The 21,388-nt window shown below is 70.2% G+C and carries 19 protein-coding genes and 1 pseudogene; 15 read left to right on the forward strand and 5 right to left on the reverse strand.

Translation table 11 applies throughout. The features are described from left to right. The 7 genes from PSH25_RS14360 to PSH25_RS14390 form a co-directional block, all read left to right on the forward strand. On the forward strand, positions 1-998 hold a 998-nt coding region (locus tag PSH25_RS14360; protein ID WP_238659571.1), incomplete at its 5' end, for a PP2C family protein-serine/threonine phosphatase. Further along, positions 995-2,728 carry a sensor histidine kinase gene (locus PSH25_RS14365; RefSeq protein ID WP_238659572.1) on the forward strand — a complete coding sequence of 578 codons (1,734 nt, stop codon included), beginning with the start codon at positions 995-997 and terminating at the stop codon, positions 2,726-2,728. The genes PSH25_RS14360 and PSH25_RS14365, both read left to right, overlap by 4 nt. Beyond that, positions 2,725-3,177: a response regulator gene (locus tag PSH25_RS14370; protein WP_238659573.1), complete on the forward strand. Its 453-nt coding sequence runs from the start codon at positions 2,725-2,727 to the stop codon at positions 3,175-3,177. Before PSH25_RS14365 ends, PSH25_RS14370 begins: the two co-directional genes overlap by 4 nt. Then, positions 3,170-3,979 carry an inositol monophosphatase family protein gene (locus PSH25_RS14375; RefSeq protein WP_238659574.1) on the forward strand — a complete coding sequence of 270 codons (810 nt, stop codon included), beginning with the start codon at positions 3,170-3,172 and terminating at the stop codon, positions 3,977-3,979. The genes PSH25_RS14370 and PSH25_RS14375 overlap by 8 nt, the downstream gene beginning before the upstream one ends. A gap of 182 nt (positions 3,980-4,161) precedes the next feature. Continuing rightward, positions 4,162-5,178 carry a coiled-coil domain-containing protein gene (locus PSH25_RS14380; RefSeq protein ID WP_372492794.1) on the forward strand — a complete coding sequence of 339 codons (1,017 nt, stop codon included), beginning with the start codon at positions 4,162-4,164 and terminating at the stop codon, positions 5,176-5,178. Positions 5,179-5,214: 36 nt separating this feature from the next. Next, complete coding sequence (locus PSH25_RS14385; protein ID WP_238659575.1) at positions 5,215-6,777, forward strand: fused MFS/spermidine synthase; 1,563 nt, start codon at positions 5,215-5,217, stop codon at positions 6,775-6,777. Between the two features lie 71 nt (positions 6,778-6,848). Next, a complete protein-coding gene (locus tag PSH25_RS14390; RefSeq protein ID WP_238659576.1) occupies positions 6,849-8,492 on the forward strand; it encodes a serine/threonine-protein kinase in 1,644 nt (547 codons plus the stop codon). A 116-nt stretch (positions 8,493-8,608) separates the two neighbouring features. Here PSH25_RS14390 and PSH25_RS14395 read toward each other — a convergent pair whose 3' ends face one another. The 3 genes from PSH25_RS14395 to PSH25_RS14405 form a co-directional block, all read right to left on the reverse strand. Continuing rightward, positions 8,609-9,274: a DUF4097 family beta strand repeat-containing protein gene (locus PSH25_RS14395; protein WP_238659577.1), complete on the reverse strand. Its 666-nt coding sequence runs from the start codon at positions 9,272-9,274 to the stop codon at positions 8,609-8,611. A gap of 217 nt (positions 9,275-9,491) precedes the next feature. Then, positions 9,492-10,160 (reverse strand): potassium channel family protein, encoded by a 669-nt coding sequence (locus tag PSH25_RS14400; RefSeq protein ID WP_238659578.1) that lies wholly within the window; start codon positions 10,158-10,160, stop codon positions 9,492-9,494. Positions 10,161-10,228: 68 nt separating this feature from the next. Continuing rightward, positions 10,229-11,563, reverse strand: coding sequence for a TrkH family potassium uptake protein (locus PSH25_RS14405; protein ID WP_238659579.1), 1,335 nt, complete (start codon positions 11,561-11,563; stop codon positions 10,229-10,231). Between the two features lie 140 nt (positions 11,564-11,703). Here PSH25_RS14405 and PSH25_RS14410 point away from each other — a divergent pair, with 140 nt between their 5' ends. Together PSH25_RS14410 and PSH25_RS14415 are read left to right on the forward strand one after the other, a co-directional pair. Further along, complete coding sequence (locus PSH25_RS14410) at positions 11,704-12,816, forward strand: glycerophosphodiester phosphodiesterase (RefSeq protein WP_238659580.1); 1,113 nt, start codon at positions 11,704-11,706, stop codon at positions 12,814-12,816. Between the two features lie 490 nt (positions 12,817-13,306). Continuing rightward, positions 13,307-14,062 carry a DUF5131 family protein gene (locus tag PSH25_RS14415; RefSeq protein ID WP_238659581.1) on the forward strand — a complete coding sequence of 252 codons (756 nt, stop codon included), beginning with the start codon at positions 13,307-13,309 and terminating at the stop codon, positions 14,060-14,062. A 28-nt stretch (positions 14,063-14,090) separates the two neighbouring features. On the opposite strand, the gene tcmP is transcribed toward PSH25_RS14415, so the two are convergent. Further along, on the reverse strand, positions 14,091-15,263 hold the full coding sequence (gene tcmP / locus PSH25_RS14420; protein ID WP_238659582.1) for a three-Cys-motif partner protein TcmP: 1,173 nt from the start codon (positions 15,261-15,263) through the stop codon (positions 14,091-14,093). A gap of 180 nt (positions 15,264-15,443) precedes the next feature. After that, a complete protein-coding gene (locus PSH25_RS14425; protein WP_238659583.1) occupies positions 15,444-15,710 on the reverse strand; it encodes a GntR family transcriptional regulator in 267 nt (88 codons plus the stop codon). Between the two features lie 261 nt (positions 15,711-15,971). Between PSH25_RS14425 and PSH25_RS14430 the strand changes: the two genes are divergently transcribed. The 6 genes and pseudogenes from PSH25_RS14430 to PSH25_RS14455 form a co-directional block, all read left to right on the forward strand. Continuing rightward, positions 15,972-16,211 carry a hypothetical protein gene (locus PSH25_RS14430; RefSeq protein WP_238659589.1) on the forward strand — a complete coding sequence of 80 codons (240 nt, stop codon included), beginning with the start codon at positions 15,972-15,974 and terminating at the stop codon, positions 16,209-16,211. A gap of 226 nt (positions 16,212-16,437) precedes the next feature. Next, positions 16,438-17,637, forward strand: a complete 1,200-nt coding sequence (locus PSH25_RS14435; RefSeq protein WP_238659584.1) for a substrate-binding domain-containing protein — start codon at positions 16,438-16,440, stop codon at positions 17,635-17,637. Between the two features lie 2 nt (positions 17,638-17,639). Continuing rightward, positions 17,640-18,383: an ABC transporter ATP-binding protein gene (locus PSH25_RS14440; RefSeq protein ID WP_238659585.1), complete on the forward strand. Its 744-nt coding sequence runs from the start codon at positions 17,640-17,642 to the stop codon at positions 18,381-18,383. Beyond that, the gene (locus PSH25_RS14445; protein WP_238659586.1) at positions 18,383-19,162 is read left to right on the forward strand and encodes an ABC transporter ATP-binding protein; all 780 of its coding nucleotides are present in this window, start codon (positions 18,383-18,385) and stop codon (positions 19,160-19,162) included. Before PSH25_RS14440 ends, PSH25_RS14445 begins: the two co-directional genes overlap by 1 nt. Next, positions 19,162-20,052, forward strand: a complete 891-nt coding sequence (locus tag PSH25_RS14450) for a branched-chain amino acid ABC transporter permease (RefSeq protein WP_238659587.1) — start codon at positions 19,162-19,164, stop codon at positions 20,050-20,052. The genes PSH25_RS14445 and PSH25_RS14450 overlap by 1 nt, the downstream gene beginning before the upstream one ends. Then, positions 20,049-21,143 (forward strand): annotated as a pseudogene (locus PSH25_RS14455) (branched-chain amino acid ABC transporter permease); the annotation flags it as partial. The gene PSH25_RS14450 and the pseudogene PSH25_RS14455, both read left to right, overlap by 4 nt. Positions 21,144-21,388 lie beyond the last annotated feature (245 nt).

Raw genomic sequence — 21,388 nt, forward strand, 5'->3', positions numbered from 1 at the left:
TGCTCGACCTGGGCCTGCCCGACGCGCAGGGGCTGGACGGGCTGCGCCAGTTGCTGGAGATGCCCAGTGGCGCCGCGGTCTGCGTGCTGACCGGCCGCACGGACGAGCACCTGGGCGTCGTGGCGGTCGCCGAGGGTGCCCAGGACTATCTGGTCAAGGGCCAGGTCGACGGGGTGCTGCTGACCCGGGCGCTGCGCTACGCCGTGGAGCGTAAGCGCGCCGACGAGAACGCCCGCCGGTTGCGCGAGGTCGAGCTGCGCCAGGCCGAGTCCGCCCGACTCGAACGCGGCCTGCTGCCCCAACCGCTGATGACGACCGATCAGGTGGCGGTGCACACCTTCTACCGGCCCGGCCGGCACGCCGCGTTGATCGGCGGGGACTTCTTCGACGTGGTGCAGACCCATCCGGACCGTCTCGACCTGATCGTCGGCGACGTCTGTGGGCACGGGGTGGACGAGGCCGCGCTCGGGGTCGAGCTGCGGGTGGCCTGGCGGGCCCTGGTGCTCGCCGGAGTGCCGGACGACGAGGTGCTGCCCGCGCTGGAGCAGGTGCTGATGAGTGAGCGCCGCCTCCAGGAGATCTTCGCGACGGTGGCCACCGTCAGACTTGACCTGGACGCCAACCGGGCCACCGTCCGTCTGGCCGGGCACCCACCACCGTTGCTGCTCTCCGGCGGCCGGGTCGCCCCGGTGTCCGCGCCCGGCGGCCGGCTGCTGGGCGTACGTCCTCGCCGGCCGATCGCCTACGACCTGGAGTTCGACACCGATGACTGGTCCCTGTTGATGTACACCGACGGCCTGATCGAGGGGCGGGTGGGTGCCGGCGACGAACGGCTCGACGTGCCGGGCCTCAGCGGGTTGCTGGACGAGCCGGACAACCGTTCGGTGTCGCTGCCCGAGCTGCCGGCCTGGCTGGTCGGGCGGGCCGAGCGGCTCAACGGGGGCCCGCTCGCCGACGACGTGGCCATGCTGCTGGTCAGCCGGGGCGGTGGCCGGTGAAGCCGGTTATCGGCGGCTGGAGTCTGCGCCGCCGGGTGATCACCCTGCTCACCGTCGTGGGCGTGTTGCTGATCGGCCTGGCCACCGCGGAGGCGGCGATGGCCGCCCGCAACCGCACCCAGATCGACGCCGTGCTGAACCAGACCGGCCCGTTACGGGTGCAGTCGCAGGAGCTGCTCAACGCGCTGCTCGACCAGGAGACGGCGATCCGGGGGTACGCGGTCAGTGGCGATCTGGCCGACCTGAGCCCTTACCAGGAGGGGCTCGAACAGGAGAAGAGCGTCGTCGCCTCGATGCGGACGCTGCTCGACGACTATCCACAGATCGGCCAGGAGCTGCGGGTCGTCGAGGAGAAGACGGCGCAGTGGCGGCAGTCGGTGGCGGAGCCGGTGATCACCACCACCGAGCAGAGCGGCACCAGTGCCGGTCAGGCGTTGGTCACCGAACGGGCCCGGCAGCAGTTCGACCAGGTGCGGTCGGCGGTGAACGACCTCCAGGGGGAGATCCTGGCCGCCCGGGAGCAGGCCGCCACCGACGTGCGCACCAGCAGCAACGTGCTGGTCGTCCTGCTGATCGTCGCCGCCCTGGTGGTGGTCGTCGCCGGTGCGGTGCTGCTGCTCTCGCTGGACCGGATGGTCATCCGGCCACTGACCGGCCTTGCCACCCAGGTCCGCGAGGTCGCCGAGGGCGACTACCAGCACGGCATCGCCACCGTCGGCCCGCCGGAGTTCATCCAACTCGGCGAGGACGTGGACGCGATGCGGCAGAAGATCGCCGCCGACCTGGCCGAGGTCCGGGCCGCCCGCGAGCGCATCGAGTGGGTCAACAACCAACTCCAGAAGCAGGCCGAGGAGCTGACCCGGTCCAACCGTGACCTGGAGCAGTTCGCGTACGTGGCCTCGCACGACCTGCAGGAGCCGCTGCGCAAGGTCGCCAGCTTCTGCCAGCTGCTCCAGCGCCGTTACGCCGGTCAGCTCGACGAGCGGGCCGACCAGTACATCGCCTTCGCGGTGGACGGCGCGCAACGGATGCAGCGCCTGATCAACGATCTGCTCGCGTTCTCCCGGATCGGGCGGCTCACCACCGGCTTCGTCGAGGTCGACCTCAACAAGGTGATGGGCGACGTGGCCGGCCAGACCGAGGCCGCCCGGCAGTACGCGGACGCCGAGCTGACCTGGACCGACCTGCCGGTGATCCTGGGTGAGGAACCGCTGCTCACCAACCTGCTGGCCAACCTGGTCAGCAACTCGATCAAGTTCCGCCGTCCGGACGTACCGTCGAAGGTGCACGTCTCGGCCCGGTTGGTGGGTGCCGAGTGGGAGATCACCTGCCAGGACAACGGCATCGGGATCGAGCCGGAGTTCGCCGACAAGATCTTCGTGATCTTCCAGCGGCTGCACTCGAAGGACGCGTACCCGGGCACCGGCATCGGGTTGGCGATCGTCAAGAAGATCGTCGAGTACCACGGCGGTCGCGTCTGGGTGGACACCGACGTGCCGGAGGGCACCGCGATCCGGTTCACCCTGCCGGCGCTTCCGGGGGACGTGGAGGCGGCTGCCGCTGCCGATTCGGTGGCGGAGCCGAACGCCCTGACCGCAGGCGACACGACGCCCTCGACCGAGGCTTCGGCAGCGCTGACGGAGCAGGCCGACGGGCCGGACCAGCCGGACCGGGCCGACGAGACGCTGGAAAGCGGTAGAACGGGTGACATGAGGGAGACGGTGGGATGACCGCGCCGGCGGATGGCAAGAGCCCGATCGAGGTCCTGCTCGTGGAGGACGACCCGGGTGACGTGCTGATGACCCAGGAGGCGTTCGACGAACACAAGCTGCGTAACCGGCTGACCGTCGTCTCCGACGGGGCCGAGGCGCTCGCCTACCTGCGACGGGAGGGTCAGTACGCCGACGCGGTGGCGCCCGACCTGATCCTGCTCGACCTCAACCTGCCCCGGCGCGACGGCCGGGAGGTGCTGGAAGAAATCAAGAAGGACCAGGACCTGCGCCGGATCCCGGTGGTGGTGCTCACCACCTCACAGGCCGACGAGGACATTCTGCGCAGCTACCAGCTGCACGCCAACGCCTACGTGACCAAGCCGGTGGACTTCGAGCGCTTCATCTCTGTGGTCCGTCAGATCGACGAGTTCTTCGTCAGCGTGGTCAAGCTGCCGCCGCGTGGCTGACACCCTGCTGGACGACGTTGGCGGCCTGCTTTGGGAGGCCGCCGAGCAGGTCGTGCTGCCGCTGTTCCGCAAGCTCGACGACGATGACGTGTCGGAGAAGGCGCCCGGCGAGGTGGTCACCGTCGCCGACCGCCGGGCCGAGGAGCTGCTCTCGGCGGGTTTGCGCCGGCTGCGGCCGGGCTCGATGGTGGTCGGCGAGGAGGGTGTCGCCGACGATCCGGGGTTGCTGCGGCACCTACGCGACGGCGGGGACGTGTGGCTGGTCGACCCGGTCGACGGCACCGCCAACTTCGCCGCGGGTCGTCGGCCGTTCGCCCTGATGGTGGCGCTGCTGCGCGAGGGGCGGCCGACCGCCGGGTGGATCCTCGACCCGCTCGCCGACACTCTCGCCGCCGGCTCGGCGGACGAGGGCACCCTGCTCAACGGTCGACCGGTGGACGGCACCGGCTCGGTGCCGTCGCTCGGCGAGTTGCGCGGCGCGGCGATGACCCGGTTCCTGCCGCCGGAGACCCGTGACCGGGTCCGCGCGGGCGGTCGGCGGCTCGGTGAGCTGCTGCCCGGCCAGCACTGCGCCGGCCGGGAGTACCTGGACATCCTCACCGGCGAGCAGCAGTTCGCCCTGTTCTGGCGCACCCTGCCGTGGGACCACGCCCCGGGCACCCTGCTGGTCCGTGCCGCCGGGGGCGTCGCCCGCCGGTTCGACGGCGTCGACTACCACCCCGCCGACGACGGCCGTGGTCTGCTCGTCGCGGCCAACGAGCAGGTCTGGGCCGAGGTGCACGACGCGCTGCTCAGCACCTGATCCGCGCGCTGCGCAACCGCGTCGGGACGCTCCGTCGACATCGAGACAGCTCGGGGGTCGGGGGGCTGGTCACCGGCCCACAGTCCGGTATCGTGACCGGCGGTCTCCCGCCAGCAGGCCGCCGACCGGCGCCGCCGTGCAGTGTTCAATGGGGGGCCGGCGGTCGACGGAAGGACGCTTTCGTGCCCAGGACCAGGCTCAGCTCGCGGCTCGGTCGCCGCGCTCTGTTCGCCCTGCTCGCCGCCGCCGCGCTGGTGCTCGGCGGTGCCGCCGTGCCCGCGTACGCGGAGCCCGGCGAGGGTGGCAGCAAGAAGCTGCGGGACGCGCTGGAGTTGACCGCCAAGGGCCACATCGAGGCCAAGGCGAAACTGGACAACTCCAAGCGTCGGCAGACGGCGCTGACCGGTGAGCTGACCGCGCTGGAGGGTCGGCTGGTCGGGCTGAGCAGCCAGGTGGGCGAGGTGGCCGCCCAGTCGTACCGGGTTGGTCGGCTGAGTGCGGTCTCGATGCTGCTCAACACCGCCACGCCGGAGGCGTTCCTGCAACGCGCGGGCGACCTCGACCTGATGGCCCAGCGGGACAGCAAGCGGCTGCGTGATCTCACCGAAGCCCAGCAGCAGGCGAAGCAGGCCAAGGTCGCCATCGACGCCGAGGTCCGCGAGCAGCAGAAGCAGCTCGCCGTGATGGCTAAGAAGAAGAAAGAGGCCGAGGAGGCGCTCGCCGAGGTCAGCTCCGGCGGCAGCAACGGTTTCAGCGGTGGCAACTCCCTCTCGGCGAAGCCGGCCCCGCGCAACTCCGACGGGTCCTGGCCGTCGGAATCCTGCTCCGTGAACGACCCGACCACCTCCGGCTGCATCACCCCGCGCACCCTCAACGCGCTCAAGCAGACCCAGGCGGCCGGCTACAAGCGGCACGTCTCCTGCCACCGCAGCGGGGGTGGCGGCGAGCACCCGAAGGGCCGGGCCTGCGACTTCGCGGCTGCCACGAACGGCTTCGAGGACCGCTCGGCGACCGGCGGCGACAAGGCGTACGGGGACAGCCTGGCCGCCTGGCACGTGCGCAACGCCAGTCGACTGGGTGTGCTCTACGTGATCTGGTACCGGCAGATCTGGCACCCCGGCACCGGGTGGCGCTCGTACAGCGGCAGTGGTAGCCCGGCCGCAGATCACACGAACCATGTTCATCTCTCGATGTACTGACCCGAAGCACCAGCTTCGCTGCGTACCATCGCGACGATGAGTTCCCCACCGTCCGACGTAGCGGCCCCGCTGGCTTCCCCGGCCCCGCCCGTGCCGATCACCGGCCGGGCGCTGCCCAACGGCCTGGCCGCCTTCCTGGTCTTCTTCTCCAGCGGTGCGGTGCTGGTGCTGGAGACCGTCGCGCTGCGCCTGGTCGGCCCGTACGTCGGGGTGACCCTCCAGGTGACCAGCTCGGTGATCGGCATCGCGCTGGCCGCGATCGCGTACGGGGCCTGGTCCGGCGGCTGGCTGGCCGACCGGCGCAACCCGCGGGGCCTGCTGGCGCCCGCGCTGGTGCTGGCCGGCATCGCCACCGCGGTCACCCTGCCCGTCGTCCGCTACGCCGGTGAGGTGCTGCGCGGTGGCGCGGCCAGCGGCATCCTGCTGCTGGTGGCGCTGGCGGTGTTCGTGCCGGCCGCGCTGTTGGCCGCGGTCACCCCGTTGGTCGTGAAACTCCAGCTCGCCGACCTGCGCCGCACCGGACAGGTGGTCGGTCGACTCTCCGGGATCGGCACCCTGGGCGGCATCACCGCAACCCTGCTCACCGGGTTCGTGCTGGTCGCCGCGTTGCGCAGCACCGTCATCCTGCTGGCCCTGGCGCTCGCGCTCGGGCTGGTCGGTATCGGCCTCGGCTGGTACCTGCGCCGGCAGGAACCCACCGAGCTGCCCGGCCCGGCCCGGGCCCGAGCCGCGCTGGCCGTGCTCGGCCTGGTCGGGGCGGGGCTGACCACCGTGGCACCCAACCCGTGCGACATCGAGACGGCGTACCACTGCGCCCGGGTCACCTCGGACCCCTCCCGGCCCAGCGGGCGGACGCTGCTGCTCAACTCCGCCCAGCACTCGTACGTGGACCTCGCCGACCCCAGGCACCTGGAGTACGCGTACACGAAGTGGATCGGCGCGGTCGCCGACGTCGCCGCGCCGGCCGGTCAACGCCTGGACGCGCTGCACCTGGGCGGCGGCGGGTTCACCGTGCCGCGCTACCTGACCGCCACCCGACCGGGCACCGACAACCTGGTGTTCGAGATCGACGGTGGGCTGGTCGAGCTGGGCGAGCAGGAGCTGGGCGTACGGCCGGGGCCGGAGCTGCGGGCGGTGGTGGGTGACGCCCGGATGCTGGTCGCCGGCGAGCCGACCGACAGCCGTGACCTGGTGGTCGGCGATGCGTTCGGGCACCTGGTGGTGCCCTGGCACCTGGCCACCCGGGAGATGGCCGCCGACGTCCGGCGGGTGACCCGCCCCGGCGGCGTCTACGTGCAGAACGTCATCGACTACCCGCCGCTGCGGTTCATCCGCGCCGAGCTGGCCACGGTGGCCGCCGAGTTCCGGCACGTCGCGTTGATCGCGCCGCCGGAGGCGCTCGCCGAGGAGCAGGGCTCCAACTTCCTCATCGTCGGCTCCGACGCGCCGCTGCCGCTGGAAGCCGTCCGGGCCCGGCTCGCCGAGGTGGATCCGAAGGTCAGCCTGCTCTCCGGCGCGGCGCTGACGGACTTCGTCGGCGGGGCGATGGTGTTGACCGACGACTACGCCCCGGTGGACCAACTGCTGGCCACTGCCTGATCGGGTGACAATCCTGACCGATTCCGATACCCCAGGTGTAGGCGGGCCGTTCCTGGGCAACATCGCTCACCATGGGTGGTGGGGATCGAAACGGCGCGCAGTTGCTCGATGAGCGGTACCGGCTGATCGAGCAGCTCGGCGCTGGCGGGATGTCGGTGGTCTGGCGTGGCTACGACGAGGTGCTCGGCCGCCAGGTCGCGGTGAAGGTGCTGGCCTCCCGGCTGGCCAGCGACCGGGCCTTCCGCCACCGCATCCGGATCGAGGCGCAGGCCGCCGCGCGGCTCTGCCACCCCAACATCACCAACGTGTACGACTACGGCGAGTCCGAGCAGGTTGGCCTCACCGTGCCGTACGTGGTGATGGAGTTGGTCGACGGCGCTTCACTGGCCCACCGGTTGGGCCGGGAGAGCCGGCTGCCGTGGCGGGACGCGGTGACCATCGGCGCGGAGGTCAGCTCGGCGCTGGCCACCGCGCATGCCCGAGGTGTGGTGCACCGCGACGTCACCCCGGGCAACGTCATGCTCACCTCGACCGGGGTCAAGGTCGTCGACTTCGGCATCTCCGCGCTCGTGGGGGAGAGCGAGAAGGGCCCGGACGGCGCCCTGTTGGGCACTCCCGCGTACCTCGCCCCGGAGCGGCTGGACAACGGCCAGGTCTCCCCGGCCACCGACGTCTACGCCGTGGGGCTGCTGCTCTACCGGATGCTCACCGGCCGACTGCCGTGGCAGGCCAGCACCACCACCCAGATGCTGCGTGCCCACATGTACAACGACCCGGACCCGATGCCCAGCGTCCCGGGCCTGCCCGACGGGGTGGCCGAACTGGTCGGACGCTGCCTGGCCAAGCGGCCCGCGGACCGGCCGGCCACCGCCGAGCTGACCCGGACGCTCGCCGAGGCGGCCGGCATGCTCGCGGCGGTGCCGGTGTCCCCAGCCGCCGGGCCGCTGGACGAGGCCATGCTCGGCAGTGCGCGTACCACGATCCTGCCCTGGTCGGCGGCGACCGACGCGTTGCCGTTGTCGCGGACCCGCAACCGGGACCGTCGGACGCGGCAGCGGGTGACCCGGCGGCGGCGGGTGGAGGCCGGAGTGGCCGCCGTCGGCCTGATCGCGGTCACCGGGGCGATGTGGGGCTTCACCTCGCGCAGCCCGGCCAGCGGCGGCGACCGGCCGACGACGGAGGCGCGGATGGGTCTGCCGGCGGCGGCGCCCTGCGAGGTGGCGTACGCGCTGCGCACCGACTCCGGCAGCGAGTTCGCCGCCGAGCTGACCCTGACCAACACCGGGGGCCGTGAGCTGCGGGACTGGACGATGAGCTTCACCTTCCCCGGGCAGCAGGAGGTGACGAAGGCGGAGCCCGCGCCGGTGCACCAGCAGGGGAGCACGGTGCTGGTCCGGCCGGCGGCCCAGCGCACCACGCTGGCCCCCGGTGCTGCCGAGAAGGTGACCCTCACGGGTAGGTACAGCGGGGCGAACCCCTTGCCGGTCGAGTTCCGGCTCGGCGAGGCGACCTGTGGGGTCCGGGTGTCCGGGGTCGCCGGCACCGCGCCGTCCACGGCCCCGCCGAGCAAGGCCGCCACGACGAAGGCGCCGCCCAAGGCCGCGACGGTGCGGAGCGGCTCCGGTGCGGGCGGCGGTGCCACGAAGGCCAAGCCGCCGAAGCTCCCCTCGAAACCAAAGGCCGCGGGTGGTGGTCCGGGAAAAGCGGAAAGGTGACCAAGGGGCCGGGTGGTCACCGGAAGTGACCGGGCCACCCCGTATCGCCACGCATCAGGGCCGTCGGACCAGTTGGTCCGGCGGCCCTGATCGGTTCCGCCCCGCGATCGTGCCGTTCAGAGGCTGCGGGCGGTGATGTCGCCGTAGGCGGTGGTCGCGTGGATGGTCAGGTCCGCGGTGCCGTCGGTGTTCCTGAGCGAGTTGTGGATCCGGCCGTACGAGGTGCCGGCGTCAAGCGAGGCCGAGACGCCGTGGGCGGCGCCGACCGTCACCTCGCCGGCGTCGGTGCGGAGGACGACCGCGCCGCGCACCGCCTCGGTGATCCGGATGTCGCCCTTCTGGGTCTTGATCTCCGCGGGGCCGTTGAGGCGGCCGATCGAGACGTCGCCGGCGGAGGTGGTGAGGCGGACACTGGCGACCTCGTCGAGCTTGATGTGCCCCTGCGCGCCGTCGAAGGAGACGTCGCCGAACCGTCCGACGGCCCGGAGTTCCGCGCTGGCGGCCTTGGCCTGGATCCGGGAACCGGCGGGCAGTTGGACCGTCACCTCGACGGATCCGGAGCTTCCGAAGGGCTGGTTCTTCGCCGAGGTCTCGATCCGCAGGACGCCGTCGCGGTAGTCGACGGTGGTCTGCTCGGCGACCTTCACGTCGCGGCCGTTCGTGGCGTCGGCGGGGAGGACCTCGACCACGGTGTCGGCGCGGTCGGCGGCGATGAACCGCACCCGCCCGGCGGGGATGTCGAGGACGGCGGTGATCGGGGTCGGGCTGTCGAACTGTTGCATGATGCGCTCCTTGGTGACCGGTTGTTTCGAACACCAGAAACGCTACGTTGCTTTCCATGTTCCTTCAACTGCAACGTTGCGACAGTGGCTTGTTTACACAGGTCAGCGACGTGAATTCGTTGCATCCGGGACGAAATCAACGCAACGCACGAGGCGCAGCTCGTTGCGATGAGGCACTGAACGCTCCGCCGGGCGAAAGGTCTTCCGGCGCAGTAGGTCAGTGCAGACCCGCGAATCGCTGCACCTGATCGATCCCGCCCTCGACGATGACCACCCCGCCCCGGGGGAGTGCGATGTCGTCGGACGCGTACCGGAAGCGTTCGCCCGGCAGCTTGGCACCGACCACGCGAACCCCGTAGCGCTCCTCCGGCCGCAGGTCGAGCAGGGTGCGCCCGACCAGGGATTCCGGCACCCGCACGGTGGCGATGGCGAAGTCATCGTCGAACTCGATGAAGTCGAGCAACCGGCTCACGATCAGGTGCGCGACCCGGTCTCCGGTCTCCGCCTCCGGGAAGATCACGTGGTGCGCACCCACCGATGCCAGGATCTTGGCGTGCTTCTGCGACGTGGCCCGCGCCCAGATCTGGGGCACACCCAGCTCGACCAGCGCCAACACGGTGAGCACGCTCGCCTCCACCGAGGCCCCGATGGCCACCACCGCCCGCCCGAAACCGGTGATGCCCAGCTGCCGCAGCGCCCCCTCCTCGGTCGCGTCGGCCTGGACCACCCGGTCGAGCTGCGCCGACCAGCGCTGCACCTTCGCCGGGCTGCGGTCGATGGCCAACACCTCACGGTTCATCCGGGCCAGCGACCCGGCCAGGTGGCAACCGAATCGACCCAGCCCGATCACCACGATGCCGCCGCTGTCCGCCCGTCTAGCCGACATCTCGGCCCTCCCTGCTTCCAAGGGCGCCTTTCCGACCTGCGGGCCGGCCGACACTTCCGAAACACGCCCTAGCCGACAATGGGTTGCTCCTGGGGATAGCGGTAGAGCCGGCGTCGGGTGTTCAGGGCGATCGCCGACCCCAGGGTGAGCGTCCCGACCCGGCCGATGAACATCAGCACGGTCAGCGCCAGTTGGCCGCCGGCCGGCAGTTCCGCGGCCAGACCGGTGGTCAGACCGGTGGTGCTGAACGCCGAGGTGATCTCGAACAGGGCCGCCACGAAGCGGACGCCCTCGGTGAGCAGCAGCAACAACATGGTGCCGGCCATTACCAACGCGACGCTGAGCAGCGCCACGGTGATCGCCTGCCGCTGGCTCGCGGTGGCCACCCGCCGGTGCCCGATCGTCACGTCTGGCTCACCCCGCAACTCCGCCCAGATGGTGAACGCCAGCAGGAAGAACGTGGAGACCTTGATGCCACCGGCCGTGCTGGCACTGCCGCCGCCGATGAACATCAACACGATCAGCAGGGGGTAGCTCTCCTCCTGGAGAGCGGTGATGTCCAGGACGCTGAACCCGCCGGTGCGGCTCAGCGCGATCTGGGTGAACGACGCGAGGGCCTTGCCCGGTACGTCGTACTGGCCGATCGTGCCCGCGTTGGTCCACTCGGCGGCGAGCAGGCCAGCGAAGCCGACCAGCAGCAACACCACGCTGCCCCAGATGGTCAACTTCGTCGCCACCGCCCAGTGCGCCGGTTGACGCCACTCCCGGATTGCCTCGAACAGCGCGGGAAACCCGAGACCGCCGACGATCGCGCCGATCGCCAGCGGCAGCGACACCCACGGGTCACGACCGAAGGCCAGCAGGCCGTCGGTGTAGAGCGCGAAGCCACCGTTGTTGAACGCCTGCACGGCGTGGAAGACGCCCGACCAGAGGGCCTGCCCGAAGGGATAGTCATAGGTGAGCCAGAGCCGACCGGCGACCAGCACGGTCATCACCGCCTCGCAGGCGAAGACGGTCAGCGCGATCCGGCGGAGCAACCGGCCGACGTCACCGATGCCGAACTCCGCCGTCTCGGCCTGCACCAGCAACCGGTTGCGCAGCCCGAGCTGACTGGAGACCACCAGGATGACCAACGCCGCGACGGTGAGGATGCCGAGGCCGCCGAGTTGGGTGAGCAGGGTGATCACCAGCAGTCCACCGCCGGACCAGTAGTTCGGCGTGTCGGTGATGGCCATGCCGGTCACCGACACGGCCGAGGTGGCGGTGAAGAGCGCGGTGACCAGGGGCGGGCGCTGGTGTTCGACGGTCGCCCAGCGCGCCATGAGCAACCCGGTACCGAGCAGGATCGGCACCAGGAACGCGAACGGCACCAGCCGCACGGGATTGCGGAAAAACCGGCGCACCAGACAATCTTCCTGTTCGCCCGGGGCCCTGGAGTGGGAACGGGCATTCCGGAGATTCATCTGCCGGTCAGCCATCGACCAACTCCTGGCAAGTCACGGGCGGTCTGCTTACCCGGACCAATCGATGACAGGAGACGGCGTTGCGACGTACCCTCTCGACCCTTGGCGTGGCCGGCGCTCTGCTCGCTGCCGCCGTGGCCCTGCCGACCACGGCCGTGGCCGAACCGGCCGCGAACGCGGACCGCTCCCAGGCCAACGACCGACCACTCGTGATCGGTCACCGTGGCGCCAGCGGCTACCGGCCGGAGCACACGCTGGAGGCGTACCGGTTGGCGATCCGGATGGGTGCCGACTACATCGAGCCGGACCTGGTCTCGACCTCCGACGGCGTGCTGGTCGCCCGGCACGAGAACGAAATCTCCGGCACCACCGACGTGTCGACCCGCCCGGAGTTCGCGGCCCGCAAGACGACGAAGACCATCGACGGCGTCGCGGTGACCGGTTGGTTCACCGAGGACTTCACCCTCGCCGAGCTGAAGACGCTGCGGGCCAAGGAGCGGCTGCCGCAGGTACGCGTCGCGAACACCGCCTTCGACGGCCGCTTCGAGGTGCCCACCCTCCAGGAAGTCATCGACCTGGCCCGGACCGAGGGGCGGGCACGGGGCCGCACCATCGGCATCTACCCGGAGACCAAGCACCCGAGCTACTTCGCCTCGATCAAACTGCCGTTGGAGGAGCCGCTGCTGCGGGTGCTGCGGCAGAACAAGTTGGACCGGAAGAACTCGCCGGTCTTCATCCAGTCGTTCGAGACGGCCAACCTGCGTCGCCTGAGCGGGCTGACCGACGTGAAGCTGGTCCAACTGCTCGACGCGACCGGCCGCCCCTACGACTTCACCGTCGCCGGTGACGCCCGCACCTACCAGGACCTGGCCACGCCGGCCGGGCTGAAGTGGATCGCCGGGTACGCCGACGGCATCGGCGCGAACAAGAACCTGATCGTCCCCCGGAACGCCGCCGGCGCCCTGCTCGCCCCGACCACCGTGGTGCGCGACGCGCACCGGGAGCACCTGCTCGTGCACTCCTGGACGTTCCGCGCCGAGAACCAGTTCCTCCCGGTGGACTTCCGGATCGGCACCGACCCGAACGCGCGCGGTGACATCACCGCCGAGTACGAGCTCTTCCTCGGCCTGGGCCTCGACGGCGTCTTCAGCGACCACCCGGACACTGCCGTCGCCGCCCGCGCCGGCCGCTGACCCACACCTCGGCCCGGGGCTGATCCGCTCCGGGCCGGCCGCCGGGCCGACCACGCCCGGCCCCATACGCTGGCCCGTCGTCCGTCACCCGGACGACGGGCCAGCGGCACGCCGGGGCGGGTCCGCCGCAAGATCGCGCTCGATCCAGGTTGTAGTGGTGTCACTAAGCGACCGAGGCCACTACATCCATAATTTGAGCACGATCTTGCAGAGGCGGCGGGAGAGTGGCAGCAATTTCACTGATGCTGCTGCCTCGGGGCGGGTTGAGGCAGCAGCATCAGGGATGCCGCGGCGATCTTCGCCAGCTGGTCGTCGAAGAGGCGGTCCGAGGAGCATTGCTGCTGGCTGCGCAATTGGCTGAAACCGGCCTGTAGGCCGACGCGGGGTGCTTCCCTTGCGTAGCGAACTCAATGGGCCGACACGCCGCGCAACCCTTCCCATGCGTACGGTTGTTCGACAGTATTGGCGCGACGAGCGGAAGGAGGGGCGCATGGCGGACAAAAGCGCCATCGAGTGGACGGAAGCAACCTGGAACCCCACCACAGGTTGTGACCGCATCTCGTCGGGCTGCGACAACTGCTATGCGTTGACTCTCGCCAAGCGTCTGAAGGCCATGGGCTCAGCCAAGTATCAGACTGATGGTGACCCTCGCACGTCTGGGCCGGGTTTCGGGATCGCGCTCCACCCTGACGCGCTTGACATACCGCGACGCTGGCGTGATCCCCGGACAGTCTTTGTTAACTCGATGTCAGACTTGTTCCACGCGAAGGTTCCCCTCAACTACGTGCAGCAAGTTTTTGAGGTGATGCGCGAGACGCCCCGCCACACCTTCCAGGTGCTGACGAAGCGTGCGTCTCGGCTTGCCAAGGTTGCGCATCACCTTGACTGGCCCGCCAACGTGTGGATGGGTGTGAGCGTCGAAGACGAGAGCCATCGGAGTCGGATCGACTGCCTCCGGCAGGTGCCAGCGGCGGTTCGCTTCATCTCTGCCGAGCCGCTGCTCGGCCCGTTGCGGGATCTGAACCTCGCCGGAGTGGACTGGCTAATTGCGGGCGGCGAGTCAGGCCAAGGCTGTCGACCGATGAACAAATCCTGGGTCATCGACCTTCGCGACCAATGCAGCAGTGCGGATACTGCCTTCTTCTTCAAGCAGTGGGGGGGCCGTACACCCAAGGCGGGTGGTCGCACGCTAGATGGCCGAACCTGGGATGAGATGCCGACTCCCCGGATCCTTGCTGCAGCCTGATCGCCGCTGCTGCGATCACCCCCGCTGGCTAAGAGCGGCGGAGAACCGTGTTCCAGAACTTGCCCGTCCCCGAATTGATGACCCGGCCTTCTTCGTGAAGGTCTCGAATTGCTGCTCCGACGTTGACCGCTGAGGCTTGGCCGAGAACCTTGCCGTACACCTCAGGAACCCAGTCGGCAGCTCGAAGCTGGGAGTGTCGTTCGAGGAGGTCGTCAAGGTTCTGCTTGATCTCCCGAACCCACTTGGGGGAGTGCTTCCGCACGTACTCGGTAGCGTCGAACTCCGGCATCCCGAAGAGTGGAGGGGTGTCAGCCTCGCCGCGGCGCCACTGTTCCTCCTGCCAGGCCTTCTCCCACTCCACGCCCGCCTTGCCGAGTGCATCCGCGAAGTGCCAGGCACCCTCGGTGTGAGTGGTGAAGAGAGCAAGGACGTACTTTGGCGCGAGATCAGGGCGCGGTCGTACCGGCATCCGAACAGCTTGGTACCGCGTGCCAGACGTCAGCTTCTTCTCGTACTCCTGCCACACCTGAAGCGCGACGTCGGTAGCGCGCTTGTCGTCTCGGTCGTCGGTCACCTTGGCGAAGTGATCCCGCCACCACCCGCCGCCGAGGAAGCGGTCAAGCTTGTCGGCGGTCATCCGATCGGCTCCCGTCAGCTCCCCTCGCCTCTGTTGGGCTTTATGAACAGCGCTGCCCATTCGGGCCACTGACAGCACGCTGAAGTGAAGCAGGATCTCGGTCGGTGGCCACTTGGCGCGCCCGAGCAGGTGGGTCTTGATGAGGTTGAAATCCAGCGCCGGCCCGAACGGATCTAGGAAGGCGAAGAGGGAGGCGCCCTTCGCCAGCGCGAGCAGTTCGGGGAGGTGGCGATCCAGACTGCCTTGGCGTAGCTCGCGCCGCATGGCGCCACCCTGGTTGGCGAGGACCTGCTGCAGATTCTCGAAATTGGCAGGGTCCTGCTCGACGAAGAATCCGCGTACGTCTCGGTACTTGCCGACGAAGTCCGCACACTGGCTGAGCAGTACAGGGGAGCCGGGTTGGCCATCGTCGTACTCGCCGGCCCCAGCGTAGCCATCGAGGAATACGACGGGATTTCCTTGGCCGGTCTTGGATGCGAAGACGACCGGGTACCGCTTCAAGATCCCGTGCTTGAGTACTGCTGCGGCTTTGCGGGACCGGAAGAAATCGTCGTTGGCCGACACCGCGCCTCCCTGCAGACATCACCAATGGTGATGTGAAGGTAGCGGACAGTGCGACTCGCTTCTGTCCTGTCAGTTAGGCGGAGCGGTGTGCTGGTCAGCGTCATGCCGCTCACCAGCCCGAACGGTTGACGGGTGGCATCAGGGGCGAACGGCGTGTCCTTGATCTGACAGCTGAATGAGTTAGTCGCGTGAGTGTTCGGCGACGTAGGTGCCGCGGCCGGGCTGGCCGGTGATCAGCTCGCGGTCGTGCAGCAGCGAGAGCGCCCGCGAGGCCGTGTTCATGTGCACGGCGTAAGCCTCGGCGAGTTCCCGCGTGGAGGGCAGCTTGTCGCCAGGCTTCAGGTCGCCGCTCTTGATCTTCGCGGCGATCTCGTTGGCGATGCGGCGATACGGGGCTTCTGCTGTGGGCATGGTGAGGACTCCGGTCGGTTCGGCGTCCTCGATCATGCCGGCCTACACCAGTTACTGCAACAGGCTGTGGTGTCACTGCTTCGCGGGGGTCGACCTACACAAGTATTTGGGGTAGGTTGCTGATGTCTGGCTCCGGTTGGTTCGGCAAACCCTCGGGGGCGGGCGTGAGGTGGGCTCCGCGTTCGTACCGCCGCCGATCAGGGCTGCGGGCGTGGGGCCGGGCGGTCCGGTGGGCGTCCCCTACCCGCACACCGGACCGCCCACCAGGTCGACGAGTCGAGGGTGATGGCTGTGCGCATGGAGAGAGAGCGTTTCGTGGTTCACCTGCCGGTGGTCGCGGCAGACCTGCCGGGGGCGCTGCGGTTCGCCCGGGTGATCACCCGGGCGCTGGGTTTCCTCGCCGACGTCGATCGGGCGGAGACGACGGTATCCGAGGAGGACGCTCAGTGCGTACGTCATCGGGTCTTCTGTGGCAGCCTGCTCGACGATCGTCGGCGCTGCCGACGCGCGGCGGCCCACGACGGGCCCTGCGGTTGACCGAACCGGGCGGATGGCGAGGGGCGACACACGGCTCGGGTGGTCGGTGGGGGTTCGGGCCATCGAGAGCGTGGGCTGCCGACTGGTAGTGCGGCCCGTTGTAACCTCCGGCCACCTCAATCCTGTTACTTGTGTGTTTCCGCCACATAGCTCGTGGGTGACGTCACTTCTAGCGTGAGCCGTCACGAAGAAGTTCTCTCCCTCTGAGTCCTCATGTGGAGTCGCAATGACGGTCCGGACGACGCGGCGGGCGTTCCTCTCCGCCGCCACGATGATGGCCGCGGCGCTGGCCGCCACGGCCTGTGGCAGCCCGCAGGACACCGCCACCGGCGGCGGCGACAGTGCCGCGCCGGTCAAGGTCGGCCTGGTGTACTCCCAGTCGGGAGCCCTGGCCAGCTACGGAAAGCAGTACATCGAGGGGTTCAAGGCGGGGCTGGACTTCGCCACCAAGGGCACCGGCAAGGTCGGTGACCGGAAGATCGAGCTGACCGAGGTCGACGACGCGGGCGACCCGGCCAAGGCGGTCTCCGCGGCAAAGGACCTGATCGGCAAGGGCACGAAGATCATCGCCGGCTCCACCGCCTCCGGTGTGGCGCTCCAGGTGGCGCCGATCGCGGCGCAGAACAAGGTGCTGTTCATCTCCGGCCCGGCCGCCACGGACGCGGTGACCGGCGCGAACAAGTACACCTTCCGCTCCGGTCGGCAGTCCTACCAGGATGTGGTGACCGCCAAGTCGTTCATCGGCGACCCGGCCGGCAAGAAGGTCGTCGTCTTCGCCCAGGACGGCGCGTTCGGCGACGCCAACGAGGCGGCCGTCAAGACCGTCATCGGTGGCGCGGGCGCGACCGTGAGCAGTGTCCGGGCCCCGGCCAGCGCCACCGAGTTCACCCCGTTCGCCAGCCAGATCAAGGCCGCCAAGCCGGACCTGCTCTTCGTGGCGTGGGCGGGCACGACCGCCCCGGCCATGTGGCAGACCCTCGACCAGCAGGGCGTGCTCTCGTCCACCACGGTCGTCACCGGCCTGGACATCCGCGCCTCGTGGCCGACCTTCGGCGCCGCCGGCGCGAAGATCTCCTTCCTGTCGCACTACTTCGACGGTGCCAGCGACACCGAGGCCAGCAAGGCCCTGAAGGCCAAGGTCAACACCATCGACCTGTTCCACCCGGACGGCTTCGCCGCCGCGCAGATGGTGGTCCGTGCCGCGCAGGAGGGTGGGGACGACGTCGACAAGATGGTCACCGCCCTGGAGGGCTGGAGCTTCGACGGGGTCAAGGGCAAGATGACCATCCGGGCCGCCGACCACGCGCTGCTCCAGCCGATGTTCCAGGCCAAGCTGACCGGCAGCGGCACCGCGTTCACCGCGACCGCGCAGAAGAGCCTCACCGGTGACGAGACCGCGCCGCCGGCCGTGGCCATGAAGGGCTGACCATGCTCGCCACCCGCGGTCTGACCTGGCGGATCGGTGAGGTCGCCATCGTCGACAGCGTCTACCTCGATCTGGCGCCCGGGGAGTTCCTGGGCGTCATCGGGCCGAACGGCGCCGGTAAGACCTCACTGTTCAACCTGATCACCGGCCTGCGCCGGGCCACGGAGGGCCGGATCACCCTGGACGGGCAGGACATCGGGGAGCTTCCGCCGCACCGGCGGGCCCGCCTCGGTCTGGGCCGTACCTTCCAGGCGTCCTCGGTCTTCGGCTCGCTGAGCGTGCGGGAGAACGTCCGGCTCGCCGTGCAGGCGCACCGCGGGGGCTCGATGGCGCTGTGGCGGCGGGCGGCGGCCGACCGGGAGGTCGCCGCCGCCGCCGACGCGGCGCTCGACCGGGTCGGCCTGGCCCACCGGGGTACGGCCCTCGCCGGCACCCTGGCCCACGGCGAGAAGCGCAAGCTGGAGATCGCCCTGCTGCTCGCCGGTGAACCGCGGGTGATGCTCCTGGACGAGCCGATGGCCGGGGTCAGCGCGGAGGACGTACCGGAGCTGGTCGCCGTCATCAAGTCGTTGACCGGCGACAGCGGCCGGGCGGTGCTGATGGTCGAACACCACATGGACGTCATCCTCGAACTGGCCGACCGCATCGCCGTCATGCACCACGGCGCGCTGCTGGCCTGCGACACCCCGGAGACGGTGATGGCCAACCCCACGGTGCAAGAGGCCTACCTGGGGGAGTCGCTCTGATGGAACCGATCCTCACTGTGGAGGAGCTGTCGGTCCGGATCTCTGGGCTGCACATCCTCCAGGGCGTGTCCTTCACTGTCGCCCCGACCGGCGTGACCGTCCTGCTCGGTCGCAACGGCGTCGGCAAGACCACCACGCTGCGCGCGATCGTCGGCCTCACCCCGCCCGCCGGGGAGGTCCGCGGCACCATCCGGATGGGCGCGCAGAGTCTGCTGGCCCGACCGACGCACCGGCTGGTCCGCGGCGGGCTCGGCTACGTGCCCGAGGACCGCTGCGTGTTCGCCGGGCTCACCGTCGCCGAGAACCTGCGGCTCGCCGAGCGGCGCGGCAGCACCCCGGCGTACGACAAGGTCTTCGCGCTCTTTCCGGAGCTGGACCGGCGCGGACGGCAACGGGCCGGTTCGCTCTCCGGCGGGCAGCAGCAGATGCTCGCCATCGGTCGGGTGCTGCTCAACGACAACCGGCTGCTGCTCGTCGACGAGCCGACCAAGGGGTTGGCGCCGAAGGTGGTGACCGAGGTGGCCGAGGTGTTGGAACGGGTCGCGGAGTCGGTGCCGGTGCTGCTCGTCGAGCAGAACCTGGCCGTCGTACGCCGGCTGGCCCGTGACGCGGTCGTGCTGGCCGCCGGCAAGGTGGCCTGGACCGGCGACGCCCACGAGCTGCTGTTGGAGACCGCGTTGACGAAGTCGCTGCTCGGTGTCGGCTCCGCGGAGGCGGCTGCGCCGAGCGCGAGGAGTGAGCTTGCGAGCCCCGCAGTCGCGAGGAAGGACAAGCTCTGATGGGCACCGTGATCCTGTTGGCGCTGACCGGGCTCGGCCTGGCGGCGCTGTACTTCCTGGTCGCCTCCGGCCTGTCCCTGGTCTTCGGTCTGGCCGACGTGCTCAACTTCGCGCACGGGCTGTTCCTGGGCGTCGGCGCGTACGGCACCTGGTGGGCGGCGGGCAACCTGCCGGGCGCCGGCCCGGACGGGTTCGGCTTCGTGCTCGCGGTCGCCTTCGGGGTCGCCGCCGGCACGCTCGTCGCGATCCTGGTCGAGCTGGTGCTGATCCGCCCGCTGTACTCCCGCACCATCGAGCAGGTGCTGGTCACCGTCGGGCTGTCCCTGGCCGGGGTGGCGTTGCTCCAGGCCACCTGGGGTGCGGACGCCCGGCCGTTCCCGCGTCCGGGCTGGACCCGGCAGGTGACCGGGATCCTCGGCGCGCAGGTGCCCAACGGCGGCCTGCTGCTGATCATCGCGGCGGTGCTGGTGCTCGGCGCGATCCTGGCGTTCCTGCGCTGGACCCGGTACGGCCTGGTGATCCGGGCCGGGGTGGAGAACCGGGAGATGGTGACCGCGCTGGGCATCGACGTCCGCAAGGCGTTCACCCTGGTCTTCGCGATCGGTGGGGCGGCCGCCGCGCTCGCCGGCGCGCTCGGCGGGGTCTACTTCGGCACCGTCTCGCCCGGGCAGGGCGGCTCGCTGCTGATCTTCGCGTTCATCGTGGTGGTGATCGGCGGGATGGGCTCGGTGGTCGGCTCCGCGTACGCGGCGGTCGTGGTCGGGTTGGTGCAGCAGTTCGTCAACTACTACGGCACGTCCGGGCTGGGCGACATCTGCGTGGTCGGACTGCTGGCCGTGGTGCTGCTGCTGCGCCCGCAGGGCATCGCCGGAAAGGTGGCAACGGCATGACGGTGATCGACGCGCCTCGCGCGCAGGTACCCGACGAACTGAGTCCGCAGCGGGGGCGGTGGCACCGGGTCCGCCCGTTCCTGCCGCTGGTCGCGCTGGTCGTGTTGGCGATCCTGCCGTACTCGACGATCACCCTGCCGGGGATCTTCGAGGGGCCGGTCAACTCACCCGGCACCCTGCAACTGCTCGCCATCTGCCTGATCTTCGGCGGGTTGGCGGCCGGGTACGACCTGCTCTTCGGCCGGACCGGGATGCTCTCCTTCGGGCACGCGCTGTACTTCGCCGCCGGTGTCTACGGCACCGACATCCTGGTCACCCGGGCCGGTCTGCCGCTGTGGCAGGCTGCGCTGCTGACCATCACCGGCGGCACCATCCTCGCGGCGCTGCTCGGCGCGGTGGCGCTGCGGACGGTCGGCATCGCGTTCGCCATGGTCACGTTGGCCTTCGCCCAGGTGGGCGCGATCCTGGTGGCCCGGGACTTCGGCGGGCTCACCGGCGGCGAGGAGGGCCTGCCGCTGGACGTGTCCGGGCTGCCCGCCGGGCTGGTGGGGGTGACCAACACGGTCAACCTGTACTGGTTGGCGCTGGCGTACCTGACGCTTGTGGTCTTCGTGGTGCACCGGGTGAGCGGGTCACCTACCGGTCGGGTGCTCGCCGGGCTGCGCGACGACGAGCGGCGGATCGGCGTGCTCGGACTGGACCCGTACCGTTACAAGCTGGTGGCGTTCACCCTGGCCGGCGGGTTGGCGTCGGCGGGCGGGGTGGTCTACGTCCTGATCGTCGGCGGCGCGTCGCCGCACATCACGTCCTCCGAGCTGACCCTGTCGCTGCTGGTCATGGTGGTGCTCGGCGGGCCGGGCACCCGGTGGGGTCCGGTGCTCGGCGGCGTCCTCTACATGTACCTGGACCACCGGCTCACCGCCTTCGGCACGAGCGACGCCGTGGACAACCTGCCGGCCGTCCTCAGCCGCCCGCTGAGCCAGCCGCTGTTCGTCCTGGGCACGGTCTTCATCCTGGCCGTCTACTTCTTCCCCGGAGGCCTGACCAGCCTGGCCCCCCGCCTGTCCCACCTGACCCGCTCCCTCCGCCCCCGCCCCCGCCCCCCCCACCGCCCCCCCCCCCCCCCCCCCCCCCCCCCCCCCCTCCCCCATCGGCCCCGACCCGTGATCTCCCGTACCGCCTCAGCGCGCGACCGCACCCGATCCCCACGGTGCTGTCGAATAGTGCCCGGTTTCACGCGACGATACGGGCCCGCACCAACGGCGCCAGGGGGGCTCGCGGGGCGCGCGGCGGGTGGGGGGCGTGCCGGTCGCCTACCGCGGGCGAGGGGTGCCGG

Origin of the sequence: Micromonospora foliorum (assembly GCF_022229015.1) — a bacterium.
Taxonomy (GTDB): Bacteria; Actinomycetota; Actinomycetes; order Mycobacteriales; family Micromonosporaceae; genus Micromonospora; species Micromonospora foliorum.

What these genes read in the sequence shown, in the direction of transcription:
- PSH25_RS14370 (WP_238659573.1), top strand. Translation starts at nt 2,725, where the DNA reads ATGACCGCGCCGGCGGATGGCAAGAGCCCGATCGAGGTCCTGCTCGTG.
- PSH25_RS14385 (WP_238659575.1), top strand. Translation starts at nt 5,215, where the DNA reads ATGAGTTCCCCACCGTCCGACGTAGCGGCCCCGCTGGCTTCCCCGGCC.
- PSH25_RS14390 (WP_238659576.1), top strand. Translation starts at nt 6,849, where the DNA reads ATGGGTGGTGGGGATCGAAACGGCGCGCAGTTGCTCGATGAGCGGTAC.
- PSH25_RS14395 (WP_238659577.1), bottom strand. Translation starts at nt 9,274, where the DNA reads ATGCAACAGTTCGACAGCCCGACCCCGATCACCGCCGTCCTCGACATC.
- PSH25_RS14400 (WP_238659578.1), bottom strand. Translation starts at nt 10,160, where the DNA reads ATGTCGGCTAGACGGGCGGACAGCGGCGGCATCGTGGTGATCGGGCTG.
- PSH25_RS14415 (WP_238659581.1), top strand. Translation starts at nt 13,307, where the DNA reads ATGGCGGACAAAAGCGCCATCGAGTGGACGGAAGCAACCTGGAACCCC.
- PSH25_RS14425 (WP_238659583.1), bottom strand. Translation starts at nt 15,710, where the DNA reads ATGATCGAGGACGCCGAACCGACCGGAGTCCTCACCATGCCCACAGCA.
- PSH25_RS14430 (WP_238659589.1), top strand. Translation starts at nt 15,972, where the DNA reads ATGGAGAGAGAGCGTTTCGTGGTTCACCTGCCGGTGGTCGCGGCAGAC.
- PSH25_RS14435 (WP_238659584.1), top strand. Translation starts at nt 16,438, where the DNA reads ATGACGGTCCGGACGACGCGGCGGGCGTTCCTCTCCGCCGCCACGATG.
- PSH25_RS14440 (WP_238659585.1), top strand. Translation starts at nt 17,640, where the DNA reads ATGCTCGCCACCCGCGGTCTGACCTGGCGGATCGGTGAGGTCGCCATC.
- PSH25_RS14445 (WP_238659586.1), top strand. Translation starts at nt 18,383, where the DNA reads ATGGAACCGATCCTCACTGTGGAGGAGCTGTCGGTCCGGATCTCTGGG.
- PSH25_RS14450 (WP_238659587.1), top strand. Translation starts at nt 19,162, where the DNA reads ATGGGCACCGTGATCCTGTTGGCGCTGACCGGGCTCGGCCTGGCGGCG.